General features: G+C 46.2%; 14 protein-coding genes. 3 read left to right on the forward strand and 11 right to left on the reverse strand.

Going from position 1 to position 14,847, the window contains the following annotated elements; all coding sequences use genetic code 11:
* Window positions 1-36 precede the first annotated feature (36 nt).
* From HWI92_RS04070 to HWI92_RS04120, 11 genes are all read right to left on the reverse strand, one after another.
* Window positions 37-2,298 carry a TonB-dependent receptor gene (locus HWI92_RS04070; protein ID WP_204660899.1) on the reverse strand — a complete coding sequence of 754 codons (2,262 nt, stop codon included), beginning with the start codon at window positions 2,296-2,298 and terminating at the stop codon, window positions 37-39.
* Window positions 2,299-2,304: 6 nt separating this feature from the next.
* Window positions 2,305-3,651 carry a HupE/UreJ family protein gene (locus HWI92_RS04075; protein WP_229248857.1) on the reverse strand — a complete coding sequence of 449 codons (1,347 nt, stop codon included), beginning with the start codon at window positions 3,649-3,651 and terminating at the stop codon, window positions 2,305-2,307.
* The gene (locus HWI92_RS04080) at window positions 3,635-4,852 is read right to left on the reverse strand and encodes a DUF3500 domain-containing protein (protein WP_229248859.1); all 1,218 of its coding nucleotides are present in this window, start codon (window positions 4,850-4,852) and stop codon (window positions 3,635-3,637) included. Before HWI92_RS04080 ends, HWI92_RS04075 begins: the two co-directional genes overlap by 17 nt.
* Window positions 4,853-4,963: 111 nt before the next feature.
* A complete protein-coding gene (locus HWI92_RS04085) occupies window positions 4,964-6,076 on the reverse strand; it encodes a DUF3500 domain-containing protein (protein ID WP_204660900.1) in 1,113 nt (370 codons plus the stop codon).
* Window positions 6,077-6,230: 154 nt separating this feature from the next.
* Window positions 6,231-6,935 carry a LytR/AlgR family response regulator transcription factor gene (locus tag HWI92_RS04090; RefSeq protein ID WP_204660901.1) on the reverse strand — a complete coding sequence of 235 codons (705 nt, stop codon included), beginning with the start codon at window positions 6,933-6,935 and terminating at the stop codon, window positions 6,231-6,233.
* Window positions 6,932-8,134, reverse strand: coding sequence for a sensor histidine kinase (locus tag HWI92_RS04095; protein WP_204660902.1), 1,203 nt, complete (start codon window positions 8,132-8,134; stop codon window positions 6,932-6,934). Before HWI92_RS04095 ends, HWI92_RS04090 begins: the two co-directional genes overlap by 4 nt.
* A gap of 529 nt (window positions 8,135-8,663) precedes the next feature.
* Complete coding sequence (gene arsB, locus HWI92_RS04100) at window positions 8,664-9,692, reverse strand: ACR3 family arsenite efflux transporter (protein WP_204660903.1); 1,029 nt, start codon at window positions 9,690-9,692, stop codon at window positions 8,664-8,666.
* A 13-nt stretch (window positions 9,693-9,705) separates the two neighbouring features.
* A complete protein-coding gene (locus HWI92_RS04105) occupies window positions 9,706-10,203 on the reverse strand; it encodes a GNAT family N-acetyltransferase (RefSeq protein WP_204660904.1) in 498 nt (165 codons plus the stop codon).
* Entirely contained in the window at window positions 10,203-10,631 is a 429-nt protein-coding gene (locus HWI92_RS04110; RefSeq protein ID WP_204660905.1) for an arsenate reductase ArsC, read from the reverse strand. Before HWI92_RS04110 ends, HWI92_RS04105 begins: the two co-directional genes overlap by 1 nt.
* A 19-nt stretch (window positions 10,632-10,650) precedes the next feature.
* Window positions 10,651-11,211 carry a DUF6428 family protein gene (locus HWI92_RS04115; protein WP_204660906.1) on the reverse strand — a complete coding sequence of 187 codons (561 nt, stop codon included), beginning with the start codon at window positions 11,209-11,211 and terminating at the stop codon, window positions 10,651-10,653.
* Between the two features lie 55 nt (window positions 11,212-11,266).
* Window positions 11,267-11,596 carry an ArsR/SmtB family transcription factor gene (locus HWI92_RS04120; protein ID WP_204660907.1) on the reverse strand — a complete coding sequence of 110 codons (330 nt, stop codon included), beginning with the start codon at window positions 11,594-11,596 and terminating at the stop codon, window positions 11,267-11,269.
* 129 nt (window positions 11,597-11,725) lie between these two features.
* Here HWI92_RS04120 and HWI92_RS04125 point away from each other — a divergent pair, with 129 nt between their 5' ends.
* The 3 genes from HWI92_RS04125 to HWI92_RS04135 all read left to right on the forward strand — a co-directional run bounded on the left by HWI92_RS04125 (window position 11,726) and on the right by HWI92_RS04135 (window position 14,412).
* Window positions 11,726-12,679, forward strand: coding sequence for a PDDEXK nuclease domain-containing protein (locus HWI92_RS04125; RefSeq protein ID WP_204660908.1), 954 nt, complete (start codon window positions 11,726-11,728; stop codon window positions 12,677-12,679).
* 45 nt (window positions 12,680-12,724) lie between these two features.
* The gene (locus HWI92_RS04130; RefSeq protein WP_204660909.1) at window positions 12,725-13,006 is read left to right on the forward strand and encodes a hypothetical protein; all 282 of its coding nucleotides are present in this window, start codon (window positions 12,725-12,727) and stop codon (window positions 13,004-13,006) included.
* Between the two features lie 875 nt (window positions 13,007-13,881).
* Window positions 13,882-14,412 carry a hypothetical protein gene (locus HWI92_RS04135; protein WP_204660910.1) on the forward strand — a complete coding sequence of 177 codons (531 nt, stop codon included), beginning with the start codon at window positions 13,882-13,884 and terminating at the stop codon, window positions 14,410-14,412.
* Window positions 14,413-14,847: the final 435 nt, after the last annotated feature.

Below are 14,847 nucleotides of genomic sequence, written 5' to 3' on the forward strand. Positions count from 1 at the left end.
ACTCGAATGCATCCAAACCTGAATGCATAGCGAGCTTCATTTGAGAAAGTATGTAAAGCTAAGTCGGGCAGCAAACGGCGTCCCAGGGGTGAAATGGATTTCTTCAACGGGAGCAGGTTCGCCTTGAAGCTGGCTTTCGGTTGCGAACTGCGTTTCCTTCCAGCGGGTGTTGAAGAGGTTTTGTATGGATAATCCGAGCGAATACCTTGATTTGGTATAATTGAGTTGTAAATCGTTGACAAAATAGCCTTTGGCCACAATGCTGTTGTCCTCATTGGCGGGCCTGGCACCCATATAGCGGTACCGCAATGACCCACTCCATGCCCCTGCGTTGCGGATGGATAGCCCGCCGACAGAGGTAAGGGTAGGGGCAAGCGGCAAATAATCCTGGCCCGCCTCAATGCCAATCGCCCGCGGTTTGGCAGCGTTCAAGTCCAGATCAGCATACAGATGCCGGGTAAGCTCATATCGCATGGAGAGGTCCAGCCCGTAGCGCCGGGTTTTGCCACTAGGCTCGACCACACCTTCGTCCCCCACGTATACAAACTCCTGTTGAAGCCACAAATACCATGCGGCAGCATTCACCAGAAGCCTTGGAAATGGCTTGAAGATCGTCCCTGCATCAACACCATAAGCTGGTGGAAGCGTCCTGCGGCCATTTTCTGTTATCACTACCCTTGTATCATTGGAGTGAAAACTTTTCCCCGAGTTCAGATACAATTGCAGGCCGGGATTGACAGTATAGTAAAGGTTTAATTTCGGAGAGATGATAGCGGATGTACTTTGCTTTTTGGTCACCGGCGAGCGTAGCAAATCTTCATACTGGTTTCGGAAATAATCAAGTCTTACACCTGCATTGATGGAAAAACGATCCGAGAATTGGATAAGCTCATCCACGTAAGCACCAGCGTTCACTTCGTTGATGTTCCCATATTGCTGGCGGTCAAGGGTTTCAGTCCGGTTTTTGGTATGGGAAAGCTCTGTCCCGCGGGTTAGATCCTGACGGTATTGCAAACCTGCTGTGGATGTGAAGCCAATGCTGCCGATATAATCAGTGCGTGAAATGCTTCCGTTATAACCAAAAAGATCACGCTTCTCCTTCTGACGGATCTGGTCGCCGTTGATAGAATCTTTCAGGAAAAATGTAAAATTTGAATAGAGCTCAAAATTGTAATTACTGTAAAACAGCTGGTTTTTGATCTTGTAACCACTGGGGGTAACGGTGACCGCTTCTGCATTGAAATTAGTGCGGCTGGTCTGGCCGCCTTCGGTAGGGTCAACCGAGCCGAAAAATCCGGTAAGTCCCGATGCAACAGCCCGGTTAGGAATCTGCCCCGAGTGGTTCCATTTACTCCAAAACGTTGAGCCGGTTAAAGTTAGGTTCGTATTGACAGATAAATGGCCGTGGTATTTTCCCTGCACGTTGAACCGTTTGAATTTCTGCGGGTTGTCAAAATAGGAATCAGAATAAGAATATTCAGAGGCCAGGTAAGCCGACTGGTTTTTCTCTTTTCCCTTTTGTCCTAATAAATCCAATCCGCCAACCGCGCGGAAAGTGCCGTACTGTCCCCCTTCAAGCTTTATAAAGCTGTTATCAAGCGTTGTTTTTGTTTTCAGATTGACCCAGCCTGCTGTTGTAAAATTGCCTTTGTCAGTTGTATAAGGGCCTTTCTTGAAATCAACGGTTTCCACCAGTTCGGGTATCACAAAATGCAGATCTGCATATCCCTGCCCGTGGGCATGTGAAACCATGTTGATGGGCATACCGTCCACGCTCAGGCGGATATCGGTCCCGTGATCAATGTCAAATCCGCGTAGGAATATCTGCTCCGCTTTTCCTCCGCCCGCATGCTGCCCGATGAAAAGGCCGGGAACAATCCGCAGTATTTCCTGGGAATTGGTGATAGGACGCAGCCGGATATCCAGACTGCTGATCAGCTGCTGGTCATGGGCTTTTAAGCCGGATACTGTGACAGTGCTGAGCGTTACGGGTGCGACACTCATCTTGGTTTGGACCTTCGTAGTCAACTCGTCGGCCACCGTTATTTCCTGTACTAAAGGTGCATAGCCGATGTGTGAAAATTCCAGCTTGTAAGCCGATGCTATCAGATCGTTGAAACGATATTGACCAAGCTCGTCTGTTACTTCTGCTTTGCCTGTACCGACCAGCTGCACACTGACCCCGCGGAGTGGGAGGCCACTTGCCGCGTCGGTCACACGCCCTTCAACCGAGCCCAGGTGCGCAAAAGCAGCCGCGCTAATCATTGACAATACAAATGCGAGTAATACTGATTTCATTTATAGTCAGGCGTTTTTTAATTGTCGTGTTCTTATTGTAAAGAATATAGCCAACAAAGCTAGTAGAAACACAAAATAAGGCGAGTAGCCCGCAATGCGCTCTACCATCCCGGCCCATGCATTTGCAGTGCCGGTCACGCGCTCGGCTGTCCAGGCAATTGCGGCCACCGCAGCTAAAACAGCACCTGTTAGCCGCACAATCCTGTAAACCGGCGTGCGGCTTAACAAGATCAACCAAGGGATTGTAACTATAATAATCAGCAGCTGCATCAGTTCAATACCGACATTGAAGCCAAGGATGCTAAGGGCCATTCTGCCAGCATCGAGCGAAAGGTTGGCAAGCGTATTGGCAAACGCCATCCCGTGGATTAGGCCAAAGCCGGTAGCGATCCAGGTTTCTTTGCCAGGGAAAAGTGGCCGAATGGCATGGATAGCAGAAACCAGGATGGATAGAGCAATCATGATTTCGACTGGTTGGCTGGGGAGCCTAACCCATCCCAACGCCCCGAGTAGCAGTATAACAGAATGGCCGACCGTAAAAGCACTTACAATCCAGAGCAGACGCGACAAACTATAACGGATGCCTCCGAAATCAGTCCAGCGCCTGCGTGTGTGTAGCAGTGGGGCGGGTAGGAGTAGCACCAGTATGAAAAGCAGGTGGTCTGTTCCTTCCGCAATGTGCTGGATGCCAAGCCTGACCATGGATATCAACCCTTTCCAAGCACTTCCAGCTTCCAGGTTGATCGTCAGTGGTAAAATCCTGTTATTGACAATATCAAGCTCAATGACTCCTACCTGTGCAGGAGCATCTTCTGCAAGCTTGCCTGCCGCCCAGTCCTGACTGACTGATACCAATATCTTATGGGTCACAACCTGATGAAGTACCGCGTCGTAGTCAAGAATGAATTTTCTTATGTCTGCCCCAGCGGGTGGTGTAAGTTCCAACTGTGCTGTCAGCTCGCGATAAACGCCGTTAATTGCATTTTGCGTTTCGTGCACTTTTAATGCGCCGATGGTTACGCGCCATGGTTTTCCATCTAATGTCTTGGGGTTGATATGCTTGGTTAAATAAGCACGGAGCTCCGAGCCAAGCCTGTCGACTAACTGCGCAGAGGAATCATTGACGGGAATACCGATTGCTGCCTGCAATTCGCTTAACGGAATCTGTAATTCGGTACTGATGTGGTCGGAATGCAGGGTCAGCAAGACGACTGAATTTGGCATTGGATGACCCAAAGCGTTACCAGCACTTAGACCGCGTATAATTGGGATCAGTAGGATCGTAAACCACTTTTTCAAGTGGTTTACGATCAATATCGGATTGTCCAAAATAGATTTATTTAGTCCCGCCATAATCTGTTGTATGGTCACGCCAGACTGAATGCGGGTGCGGCATATTTTTGATAATCACCCCGCCTTGGTAGGAGAACTCGATCCATACGCTTGGCCCGTCTATGCGAATGTAATCATTAGCAGCAGTTACGCTCGTGTTTCCGGCATAGGATATGTAGGTGTCGGGCAGTTCATTGGTGTATTTGGTTAGTACCGCTGCTGCCGACGTCGGATCCAGGTCATTGACATAAAGCTTAATCGCGTTCAGCACAAGCGCTTGCTTATCGGCCGTCAGGCTGCCCACTTTCAAGCCTACCTTTGTGGCTGGGAACTTCCAGTCCTGCCCCGGCCCAAGTACCACATCCCCGAAAGATGAACTTAGCTTGGCGGCGGCCTGTTCGCTGCTGCTCAAACTGGTAAGTAGCGCTGCAAATGCCAGCCGTTCCTGCTCCATGGGTTGGTAAGTTTTGCCATTTTCACTGACAGCATACGTAGGCTCGATCGCCCTGAATGCTGGTGTATACCCAGTGCCAGCTGTACCATTAAACGTATATGGCTGGGTGTAGTGATGCCCGGTAAAGAGTAGTTCCCAAAGCCCTGTTGTACTTGGAGTGCCAATGATCGATACATAAAAATTACCAGCGCCATAGGTTGTCCCGCCACCGCTTACTGCCAGGACATTGTCAGCAACCAGGCTTCCGATCATTTCGTCGTAGCCTTCATCTGTAACATTCAAGGCAAGTAGAGCAAGCATCAAATCTTTAAACGCGGTGCGCTGGGTTTCATCCAGTGAGGCCTGGTTGATACCATAACGCGCGGACAATCCGGCAGGCAGGTTAGACCATTTTTGAGCGTTAGCCAGACTGTATGGAAGTTGCACAGCAGATAAGAGACTGTCGGACAATGTTGCCTGAAAAGCCTGCGTCAGACAAACCACTTTTGCCAGGCCGGTAGCACCCCCGCAGCTTGTATTAGTCATCGTCATTGTATACATGGCAGCGGTTATGGCCTTCGAAACTTCTACCGATGCGCTTGAACCGTTCCCTCCTGGACCGCCATTGCCACCAGGTCCACCTGGCCCACCACTTGAATCGCCAGGCATGCCGGTTCCTGTTGAATCAGCAGGTGTATCAGGGTCTGGTGTAACATGGTCCTGGCAGGCAATAAAGGTTGCCATAAAAAAGCCCAGGAGAGGCATAAAAATTGAAAATGATCTTGTCATTATTGTTTGGTGTTTTGGTGGGTTGATTGGCAAAAGACGTCATTGTAATGCACAGCAACGGGTGGTAGGGCACTAACCAGATAGGGCAGCTTAGTAGAAATTATGAGAAGGTTAATTTCCTCCGTAGTCCCCACTGCGGTCACGCCAGACAGAGTGCGGGTGAGGGGTGTTACGAACTATGACACCGCCCTGGTAGGAAAACTCGATCCATACATTCGGTCCGTCGATACGCACGTAATCATTTTGCGATGCAACTGCTGTTGTGCCCGAATAGGAAATGTAGGTGCTGGCCAGTTCATTGGTGTAGGTAGCCAGGATCGATGCGGCAGTTGTGGCATCCAGGTCATTCACATAAAGCTTGATCGCATCCAAGACCAGCGATTGTTTTGCTGCTGTCAACGAGCCAACCTGTAATCCTGATTTTGAAGAAGGGAATGATCCATCGTTGCCTGGGCCAAGCAATATATCGGAGAATGTACTAGAAAGTTTTGCAGTTGCCTGTTCAGTAGAGCTTAGCCCGCCCAGCATGGTTGCAAATACGGCCCGTTCCTGTTCAAATGGCTGGTAGGTTTTACCATTCGCCGTGACGGCACTTGCTGGCTCTACGCCGCGGAAAGCAGGTGTAACGCCGGTTAGTTTACCACCATTGAAGGTATAAGACTGCGTATAGTGATGTCCGGTGAACAGGATTTCCCAGAGGCCGGTCGCACTTGGTGTTCCCAAAAATGCAAGATAATACTCGCCAGCCCCATAGGCTGAGCCGCCGCCGATTGTATTCAGATAATCGTCAGCCACCAGATTGCCCAGCATTTCATCGTAGCCTTCATTGCTCGCATTTACGTCAAGCAAACCCACCATCAGGTCCCGGAATGCAGCCAGTTGCACATCGCTGAGAGAACCCAGCTTTATCCCAATCCGGCCCGATAAGGCTGCCGGAAGGTTCGACCATTTTTTAGCATTAGTCTGGCTGTAGTCCAGCTGCATAGTCGAAACCTGGCTGCTGCTCAGGGTTGCCTTAAAGGCTTCGGCAAGACAAACAGCCTTAGCCACACCCGTGGAACCGGAGCAAGTCGTGTTAGCGCTGGTTGTTGTAAGTACAGCCGCGGTGATTGAAGAAGAAGTGCTGCCAGCATCCGGCGTAACATCAGTATCATCTGAGCTGCACGCCACTGTAAAAACGGTAAAAAGAATCAGGCCCCATCCTGAATTTAAAATCCCTTTCATCTCTCTGATTATAAGTGAATGATAGTACTTGTTGTATCTATGATTCAAATTTCGCAGGTCGTGATAAGAGTGTGAAAAACTTGTGGCTAATCAGACAAATGTGGTGACCAAACCGTCTCCATTGTTGTCTGTAAAACAAATTTGGGGGTAGATATTATTTAAGAAATCTTGTTGTAAAATCGTTTTCGTAACTGTTACCGACTGGTATTTCTTCGTTCCCAATGTTAATCATCTTGCTGCGGACATTCACGATTTTATCCAGTGCAACAATGAACGAACGGTGCACGCGCAAAAAGTTTGTCTGGGGCAGTTTATCCAAAATCGCTTTCATGGTCATCCGGACAACCATTGGCCGCGCATTTTGAAGGTGAATCTTTAGATAATTATCAAGGCCCTCAATAAATAGAATATCGTTTAGTGCGACCTTCACCAAGCCATAATCCACCCGGAAAAAAACGTGGACAGGTTCACCGTCCGCTGTATTCCCGGCAATCTGCCGCATTGCTTGTAAATGCTGCTGAGCACGTTGTACTGCCGTGCTGAAACGCTGAAATGTGAAGGGTTTCAGAAGATAATCCACCGCCTGAACCTCGTAGCTCTCGACGGCAAATTCGCTGTATGCGGTAGTAAAAATCACCGCAGTTTGTCGGTCAACGGTTTTTGCAAATTCGAGTCCGGATTCTTTGGGCATGTTGATATCCAGGAAAACTAGCTCAACCGGGTTGCTTTCCATATACAAACGCGCTTCTCCGGTGCGGGTAAAGGTTTTCAAAGAGCTGATAGGTTCCAACCTGCTGCAAAAAGCTTCAATCACGTCTAGTGCTGGCCGCTCGTCATCCAGCGCAATGGCTTTGATCATGTCAGTGTGAGATTTAGGTTAACCTGGAACTGCTTGTCCGTGTCATCGATGGTAAGCTCATGCATACCTGGATAAATTAGCCGAAGCCGTTCTTTTGTGTTTTTTAATCCTATACCTGTTGATGCTTCCAGCTGGCTTACTTGCACTTTATTGTTTCTTACCAGTAAGTGCAAACCGTTTTCACTGATTTTTATATGAATGCCAATCGGGGAATCTTCTTCTGGATTGACGCCGTATTTAAAAGCGTTTTCTATAAATGAAAAAAGGATCAGCGGGGCGATCTGAAATCCGTTTGTATCTCCATCCAGCCGATAGTCCACCTGTACTGCGTCCCGTAACCTGGCCTTTTGCAGCCCGATATAGTTATTGATGTAGTTCAATTCCGTTACCAGTGCCACATGCTCCTGGTTGGAATCCCTGATAATATACCTGAGAAATTCTGAGAGCTGTACGATCGTATCCGCCGTGCGCTCATCATTGCGGATAGCCAGAGCATAAATGCTATTAAGCGTATTAAATAAAAAGTGCGGCTGGATCTGGGCTTTCAATTGCCGGAGTTCAGCCTGAAGCTGATCATTCTCAACTTTGTGAAGCCGGTTTGTCGCCTGGATCAGGATGGATATCAGCGAGCTTACGCTGCCTATCAAAAAAAATATGGCGAGTTTCGAAGGTAAAATCCATGTCATAGCAGGCGGACCGCCCGGTGGCCGGTTAAATCGGCCTTGTGGCCCAAAAGACTTTTGAGAAGAGTTTTTCCTGAACAAGTCTGGCGGTGTCTCCGGCATCGGACTTTGGTTTTTAGAAAAACTTAGTGGTTTGCCATCCGGGCCGGCAAGCATCATTTCTGCTACAAAAATCTGCCTTGCCCAACCAACGATTGTGTTTTCTTGTGGTTGTCGAAAAAACACCCATTGTTCAATTCGGTAGGGCAAATAAACTGCTCCAAGGATACAGCAGGTTGTGATAAGAAAGTAGCGCCGGTACTGCTTATTTAAAAACCAACGGGGAACAAAAACTGTATGGTTGTAGTAGGTGAATAGTATCAGGAAAACATAGGCAATCCCATTTTGGACTAAATGTTCATGAGGATCCAATGGCTGCCAGCTCGCTCCTGTACTTACAAAGTACAGAATTGGAAGACTCACCAGAGCAACTCCGATTGCCAGAGGCGTACCAACTTTTTTCAATCTAAACTCCATTACTACAATCGGTCATATACAATCATGCAGACTTAGCTACTAGACTTAAGGAAGCTATTAGTTATCAAAGTAAAACTATTATTGACATTTCTGCCGCAGGTCCTTTTTGTATATACAAGTTTAGTTGTTGAAGTCTCAGGATATGAAAGAGAAGTGACTAATAGGGTAATTGTTGTGGCGAAATCAACGAATGGGCTGCTAGTAAAATGCCAATTCAGTTTTATAACCAAATGTGCATCATTATGTCACGATCACGCTTACAGGTTCAACATCACTTGTAAAACAGGGTTACCTGGCACCCGTCAGTTAACTGTCAGGTACTGACTTTATAAATTTTATTGATACTAAGTACTCTGAGATTTATTCGGTCGTTAATGCGAATTTTCCATGTACTACTGAAACCTTCCCCTATACGGTTTGAGGGCATGTTTGGGTAAATTATAATCGGAGTGGAATACCTTAATCTGTACTTTTGCTGACTTGGATTGTCCACAAATAAACGGGCATATTTATGTCGACAAGGCTGATCTCAAAAGGTGCGCTGTTGTCTTAGGGCGAAATTGACCATCAAGATCAATACCGGTACTTCAATCAGAGGCCCGATCACTGCCGCAAAGGCAGCTCCGGAATCAATACCGAATACAGCAATGGCAACCGCAATGCCCAATTCAAAATTATTGCCTGCGGCCGTGAATGCCAGTGAGGTGGATTTTGAGTAATCCGCGCCTGCACGTTTTGAGAGATAAAAGGCAGAAAAGAACATGATGACAAAGTAGATCGAAAGGGGAGTGGCTATGCGCAGAACGTCCAGCGGGATGCTTATGATCAGGTTTCCTTTCAGGCTGAACATCACTACTATTGTAAACAGCAATGCGATCAGGGTAATGGGGCTGATGGCCGGCAGGAACTTTTTTTCGTACCAGTATTGACTGAACAGCCTGGTCAATGTTTCCCGCGAAATGATCCCGGCCAGGAACGGAATACCGAGATAAATAAAGACGCTTTGCGCTATTTCTCCAATCGAAATATCTACGTTGAACCCTTTTAGCCCAAACAATGGCGGTAGCAGTGTCACGAACACATAGGCATATACTGAATAAAACAGCACCTGGAAAATACTGTTGAATGCTACCAGCCCGGCTGCATATACACGGTCGCCACCTGCAAGGTCATTCCAGACGATCACCATGGCAATGCAACGTGCAATGCCAATCATGATCAACCCCGTCATGTATTCCGGTTTATCTGATAGAAATGCTAGCGCCAGGCCGAACATCAGCAGGGGCCCCACGATCCAGTTTTGCAGCAGTGACAGGCCGAGAATACGGGTATTTCGGAATATCTGTGGAAGTTCCGAATAGCGCACTTTGGCGAGCGGCGGGTACATCATCAGGATCAGCCCGATGGCCAGCGGCACATTGGTCGAGCCTGAATTAAATTGATTGATAAAATCGGGTGTGCCTGGGAAAAAACACCCGATGGACACACCCAAAAACATGGCAAGGAAGATCCAGACCGTCAAATAACGGTCGAGAAATGAAAGCCGCTTTTCCTTCATAGGCTGTTTGTGATTAATCATTGCCAACAATCGAGCTGCGACGTTCCAGCAGTATTACATCGCGCCAGATCCCATTGCGTTTTCCAAGCTTTTCACGGTACCCGACTTTGCGAAACCCTTGCCGCTCGTGAAGTGCAATGCTCGCTTTGTTCTCCGGGAATATCTGTGCTTGCAACGTCCAGAAACCGAGTTTTTCGCTTAACGGCACCAGGTCTGATAAAAGAGCCCGGCCGATGCCGCGCCCGTGAAAATCCGGATGAATGTAGATGCTTGTTTCAGCCACGCCGCCATACACGCACCGGCTGGAAACAGCAGATAAGAATGCCCATCCAATAGCCTGGCCGCTTTCTTCTGCCACAAGTTGCGGCTGAGCAAGAAACTTTGCTTTGAGCGCATCGACTTCCGGCGCTTGTGTCTCGTATGTCGCATCACCGGTATCGATGCCCAGCTGGTAAATCTGTTTTACCTGCGGCCAGTCTGCTTCTGTTAGGGGGCGAATGGTGAAAGCCATTATGCAGGCAGTTTTTGATGGATAAATTCGCGGCTGTACGCTTTGATTTCATCCCGAACCCTACGGAATGAAGTTACCAGGTCTTCACCTGGCCGCTCCGGCGTACCAGTATGACCAGGATCGGAAAAGCTATGATGGATCAGCTCACCGGCAGACGGGAAATAGGGGCACTGCTCACGCGCATTATCGCAGACGGTGATTACATAGTCGAAAGCAATGCCGGTATATTCGTCAGCATGATTGGAGGTGTGATGCGAGATATCAAGACCATCTTCGGCCATGACCTGGATGGCAGCCGGATTTACACCTTTGGGATCTACACCAGCGCTATATACTTCTGCGCGGTCACCTGCAAAATGCTGTAAGTATCCTTGCGCCAATTGGCTGCGGGCTGAATTGCCCGTACATAATACTAAAATTCGCTTCATCGTGGTAATTGATTGGTAATTAGCAACAGCCGGAACCTGGTTTGCACGCAGCGCCATCAGCACCGGCAACTTCCAATGCTTCTTTTTCAGGAGCCGGGCCACAGCAGGACGCGGCCGCAGAATCCGTGCCGCATGATTGATCGCGGCTTATTGCTTTGCACTGCGTGAAATCCGGAGCCAGAATGACAATGAAGGTATCATCTTCGGTCAAAAACTCAGCTGGGTACATTTGGCGCGTATCGAATTTCGAATTGCCAAACTCGATTTTTACAACCGCATTCGGATTAAGCGGTAACGACTTTTCGACCAGGCTGACAATTTTAAGTGCTTTGCTGACCAGCATCGAGCGCTCGGTTTCACTTACTGGCGGCTCCCATAATTGCACGATCACTTCCGTCCAGCTATTCATGACACCGCCACAATCTACCGAGACAATCGGTGACTGTTTAATCTCGGTGATGTGAAATGAGCGGTCTACGAACTTACCGGCCTCGTACTGGAATTGCAGATGCAGATCTGGATTTAGTTCAAGCGTGCTTTTGAACGCTTGCCAGGGCATGGGGTTCAATTGATTGATCATAGCTACCATTGTTATAATGTAATATTACGATTGATTTACCCGAAAAAATACCCGTTTAGTTACAGCAGGTCACACTCTCAAAGGATTCCAGGATCGAACCGAATGCTTGCCGGGCTTCTTCCCACACCCGAGGATTGATGCAGTAGCAGACACGGGGCGGGTTAATTTCTCCCTGGATTATGCCGATCCGTTTTAGCTCCTTCAAATGCTGGGAAACCGTCGCCTGCGCAAGTTCGAGTTCGTCCACCAAGTCACCGCAAATGCAGGTCTTACGTGCAATCAGCAGCTGCAAAATCGCCACGCGCGCAGGATGCGAAAATGCTTTTGCTAAATTCGCAATGCGGTTATGCTGCTCTGTGAATATCTCTGTTTTGGTAACTCCCATGATGCAAACATAACACTAAAAATATAATCGCAATATTACGATTAATATTTGTTTGACCCAATTAAGTATAACCTTAGGTTATAGCCAGCACATCGAAATTTATTCGGTCGTTTTTCTGTACTCCCCATTATGGCCGCCAAGTCAATACCATATTGGCTGATTGGTAAACGAATTATTGAAGAAGACCAGCAGGGCAATCTACGAGCCGAGTATGGAAAGGCACTTGTCCAAACGCTATCCGAGTCTTTAACAGCCGAGTTTGGCCGGGGCTTCTCACAGCGAAATTTGGAGCAAATGAGGCTGTTTTATTTAGAGTATCCAATTCCGCAGACAGTGTCTGCGGAATTGGATATAACCAGTGCCGATTCAAGAGAAAGCACGCCACCTTTCACTCTGAGCTGGTCGCACTATCTAAATTTAATGTCCATCAAGGATGCCAAAGAAAGGAAGTTCTATGAAATTGAATCTGCTGCAAACAATTGGAGCATCCGGGAGTTAAAGAGGCAATACAACTCAGGACTCTACATGCGTCTTGCCCTAAGCAAGGACAAAGATGGAGTGAAGCAGCTTGCTGAAAAGGGTCAGTTAATCGACAGGCCAGCTGATGCCATCAAGGATCCATATATCCTTGAATTCCTTGATCTAAAGGAGCACCATAGGTACTCGGAAGATGACCTGGAAAACGCGCTCATTGACAAACTTGAACACTTCCTGCTTGAATTAGGGAAAGGTTTCACTTTTGTTGCACGGCAAAAGCGGATCACGTTTACGGACAAGCACTTTTATGCAGATCTGGTGTTCTACAACCGCCTGCTCAAATGCTTTGTCATCATTGACCTAAAAATCGGAGAGATCCAGCATCAGGACATTGGCCAGATGCAGATGTATGTCAACTACTACGATCGGCACATCAAACTGGAAGACGAAAATAAAACGATTGGGATCATCCTATGTCAGAAAAAAAGCGATTCATTAGTCGAGCTTACCTTGCCGGAGGATAATGACCAAATTTTTGCCAGCCGCTATGAAACGGTGCTGCCCAGCAAAGACGAACTACGTCAGCTCCTAAATTCACAAGCGTAATAGTAGAATTTGCGCCTTGCACTCGTATACAAAACATTTGACTATATGGAATACAAACATTTGTCAGAACTGATCAATGATGAACCGGCCTGTAAAGCTATTTTTCAGCTAGTAACGGCCGGATGCGGTCCCACTGAGTTTGGCCATGTGGAAGACTCCGAGCTTGGTTATATCACCTTATGGGAGAAATATGGAAGCGGGACAACAAGGCATATTCACATCGTAACTGATGGCAGTATCGAACATTACTATGGCGATGAGCTCGAGCCAGTAGGGAACGTCTTCACGCTTGTTGATCAAATACGGGCATTAGGGTATTCAGCATAACACTTAGTAAAATGTACATATAGTACAAGACAATAGGCTGGTGGCGGGCTTGGCCAAATTCGTCGAGTAGTTTAAAGAATAAGTACTTTCTCACTTGTTCTAGAGTAGCATATGCCAAAGAGTTGTGGTTGACACTTAGAATATAATCAAATATTTAGCCTCAAGCATGTCGTCCCGGCATGTTCTGTTCAGTCTTGTTGTACCCATTTTGAATTAGCCTTCTAGCTAAGTAAATTCTTGTTCAATCTGCTTTTCTTCGTACCAATTGGCTGGTATCTTTCAGATGAACTTCGAGCCATTGTAAATTCTTATCACTTTATCAAAAAATGGCATCCCCGAACAACTCTGCATTCTGAAAAGTTTGTATTACCTTACCTGCAGAGATGGATAGTTCGCGTACAATGTAAATGCTCCTCTGCCAACGTCGTCCATGATTATTAATGTTTTCACATATCTACCAAAGCTCACAGCATTTCTCACAAAATCAATGATTCGGCTCTCAATTACAACTTTTCCTCACTAAGGTCTGAATTTGAAATTCAGAATACCACTCTTTCCCTAATACCCTAAGTTGAGCTTCCTACTTAGATTAATTTGATGCACTCAGTGCACTTTTAAGTTCACGGGTGTAGGAGTGTTATAAGTGTCAGTAGCCATGTGGGTGTTCTTTGACTATACTACGTTGGATTAAGGTCATATTTTAAGCCAATTATACCACTAGGTAATTTTAAATTAGTAAGTGCAACTCAAAATAGTTGTTATTAAAAATACTTAATTATGTAATTAATAATTTTTGGGTAAGATACTACTTAGGCTCGATAGCTCAAGTTCTTACCTCATAGTATGACTGTCATTTTCAATTTAAGCTTTGATTTATGAAAAGAGTACAATTCAAAGAATACGCAAAATATTCAAAGACATTGCTGGTCCAATACTATATCTTATCCTTATTTACTATATTCGGATCATGCAAGCCGGAGGAACCATATGTGATTACTTGTTTAAACGGACCTGTAAAGGTAGAATATCCGAGATTTACTAATCTCACACTCCAGAATGTTGGCGATCTCACAGGGCAGCCAACTAATTTAAGAAATTTAACTTTGATCATCCAAACCAATGCTGACTATGAATATTATCTTAAATCGGGGATTCCTCTCCCAAATATTGACTTCAAAAGAAAAACAATGTTAATAGTTAGAACCGATGAGCGTATTAACTTTCAGTTAGGTCCTGAAAATTCAAATATCTCAATCGATTGTGACAAAAACGAAATAATACGGCGAATGGATGCCCTCTCTGATGAGCCAAATGTTCCTGAATACTTTTCCCATATCTTCGTTATAGTAATTCCTAAAATTACCAAAGACAAAAAATTTTATTTTCAAAGAAATATACTTAAATAGATTATGGAAAAAATTATAGTACTAGTATTGTTAATAATTTATTTCTCAGTAAATGAATCACTTGCACAAGAGTACTATAACTACAATGGCGGCAAAAAAAACTATATGGATTTTCTAAATAGAAGCTGCTAATTGCATTTAACAAAAGGAAAGAGGATAGCAAGACTCGAATTATTTTAGAGTAGTTAATATTGAATCTAAAAAGATTTAAACAGTTTTAGTAATTCAATGTTAAATGGAGAGATTTCTACCTCAGTAGGTATGTATAGGATTTCTGGGATCACAGCATTAGTTTATGCTGGTACAGTAGTTGGAGGTCCAGCAGGGGCACTTGCCGGTAAAGCGGTGGGATTAGGCTTTACCGCAGGAGAACAAGTTTATTCGGGTGTGCAATGATGGCTTGGAGAAGTGTCAAAAGGTATAGGAAAATATGTT

The organism is Dyadobacter sandarakinus (assembly GCF_016894445.1).
Taxonomy (GTDB): domain Bacteria; phylum Bacteroidota; class Bacteroidia; order Cytophagales; family Spirosomataceae; genus Dyadobacter; species Dyadobacter sandarakinus.

What these genes read in the sequence shown, in the direction of transcription:
- HWI92_RS04070 (WP_204660899.1), bottom strand. Translation starts at nt 2,298, where the DNA reads ATGAAATCAGTATTACTCGCATTTGTATTGTCAATGATTAGCGCGGCT.
- HWI92_RS04075 (WP_229248857.1), bottom strand. Translation starts at nt 3,651, where the DNA reads ATGGCGGGACTAAATAAATCTATTTTGGACAATCCGATATTGATCGTA.
- HWI92_RS04080 (WP_229248859.1), bottom strand. Translation starts at nt 4,852, where the DNA reads ATGACAAGATCATTTTCAATTTTTATGCCTCTCCTGGGCTTTTTTATG.
- HWI92_RS04085 (WP_204660900.1), bottom strand. Translation starts at nt 6,076, where the DNA reads ATGAAAGGGATTTTAAATTCAGGATGGGGCCTGATTCTTTTTACCGTT.
- HWI92_RS04090 (WP_204660901.1), bottom strand. Translation starts at nt 6,935, where the DNA reads ATGATCAAAGCCATTGCGCTGGATGACGAGCGGCCAGCACTAGACGTG.
- HWI92_RS04095 (WP_204660902.1), bottom strand. Translation starts at nt 8,134, where the DNA reads ATGGAGTTTAGATTGAAAAAAGTTGGTACGCCTCTGGCAATCGGAGTT.
- arsB (WP_204660903.1), bottom strand. Translation starts at nt 9,692, where the DNA reads ATGAAGGAAAAGCGGCTTTCATTTCTCGACCGTTATTTGACGGTCTGG.
- HWI92_RS04105 (WP_204660904.1), bottom strand. Translation starts at nt 10,203, where the DNA reads ATGGCTTTCACCATTCGCCCCCTAACAGAAGCAGACTGGCCGCAGGTA.
- HWI92_RS04110 (WP_204660905.1), bottom strand. Translation starts at nt 10,631, where the DNA reads ATGAAGCGAATTTTAGTATTATGTACGGGCAATTCAGCCCGCAGCCAA.
- HWI92_RS04115 (WP_204660906.1), bottom strand. Translation starts at nt 11,211, where the DNA reads ATGATCAATCAATTGAACCCCATGCCCTGGCAAGCGTTCAAAAGCACG.
- HWI92_RS04120 (WP_204660907.1), bottom strand. Translation starts at nt 11,596, where the DNA reads ATGGGAGTTACCAAAACAGAGATATTCACAGAGCAGCATAACCGCATT.
- HWI92_RS04125 (WP_204660908.1), top strand. Translation starts at nt 11,726, where the DNA reads ATGGCCGCCAAGTCAATACCATATTGGCTGATTGGTAAACGAATTATT.
- HWI92_RS04130 (WP_204660909.1), top strand. Translation starts at nt 12,725, where the DNA reads ATGGAATACAAACATTTGTCAGAACTGATCAATGATGAACCGGCCTGT.
- HWI92_RS04135 (WP_204660910.1), top strand. Translation starts at nt 13,882, where the DNA reads ATGAAAAGAGTACAATTCAAAGAATACGCAAAATATTCAAAGACATTG.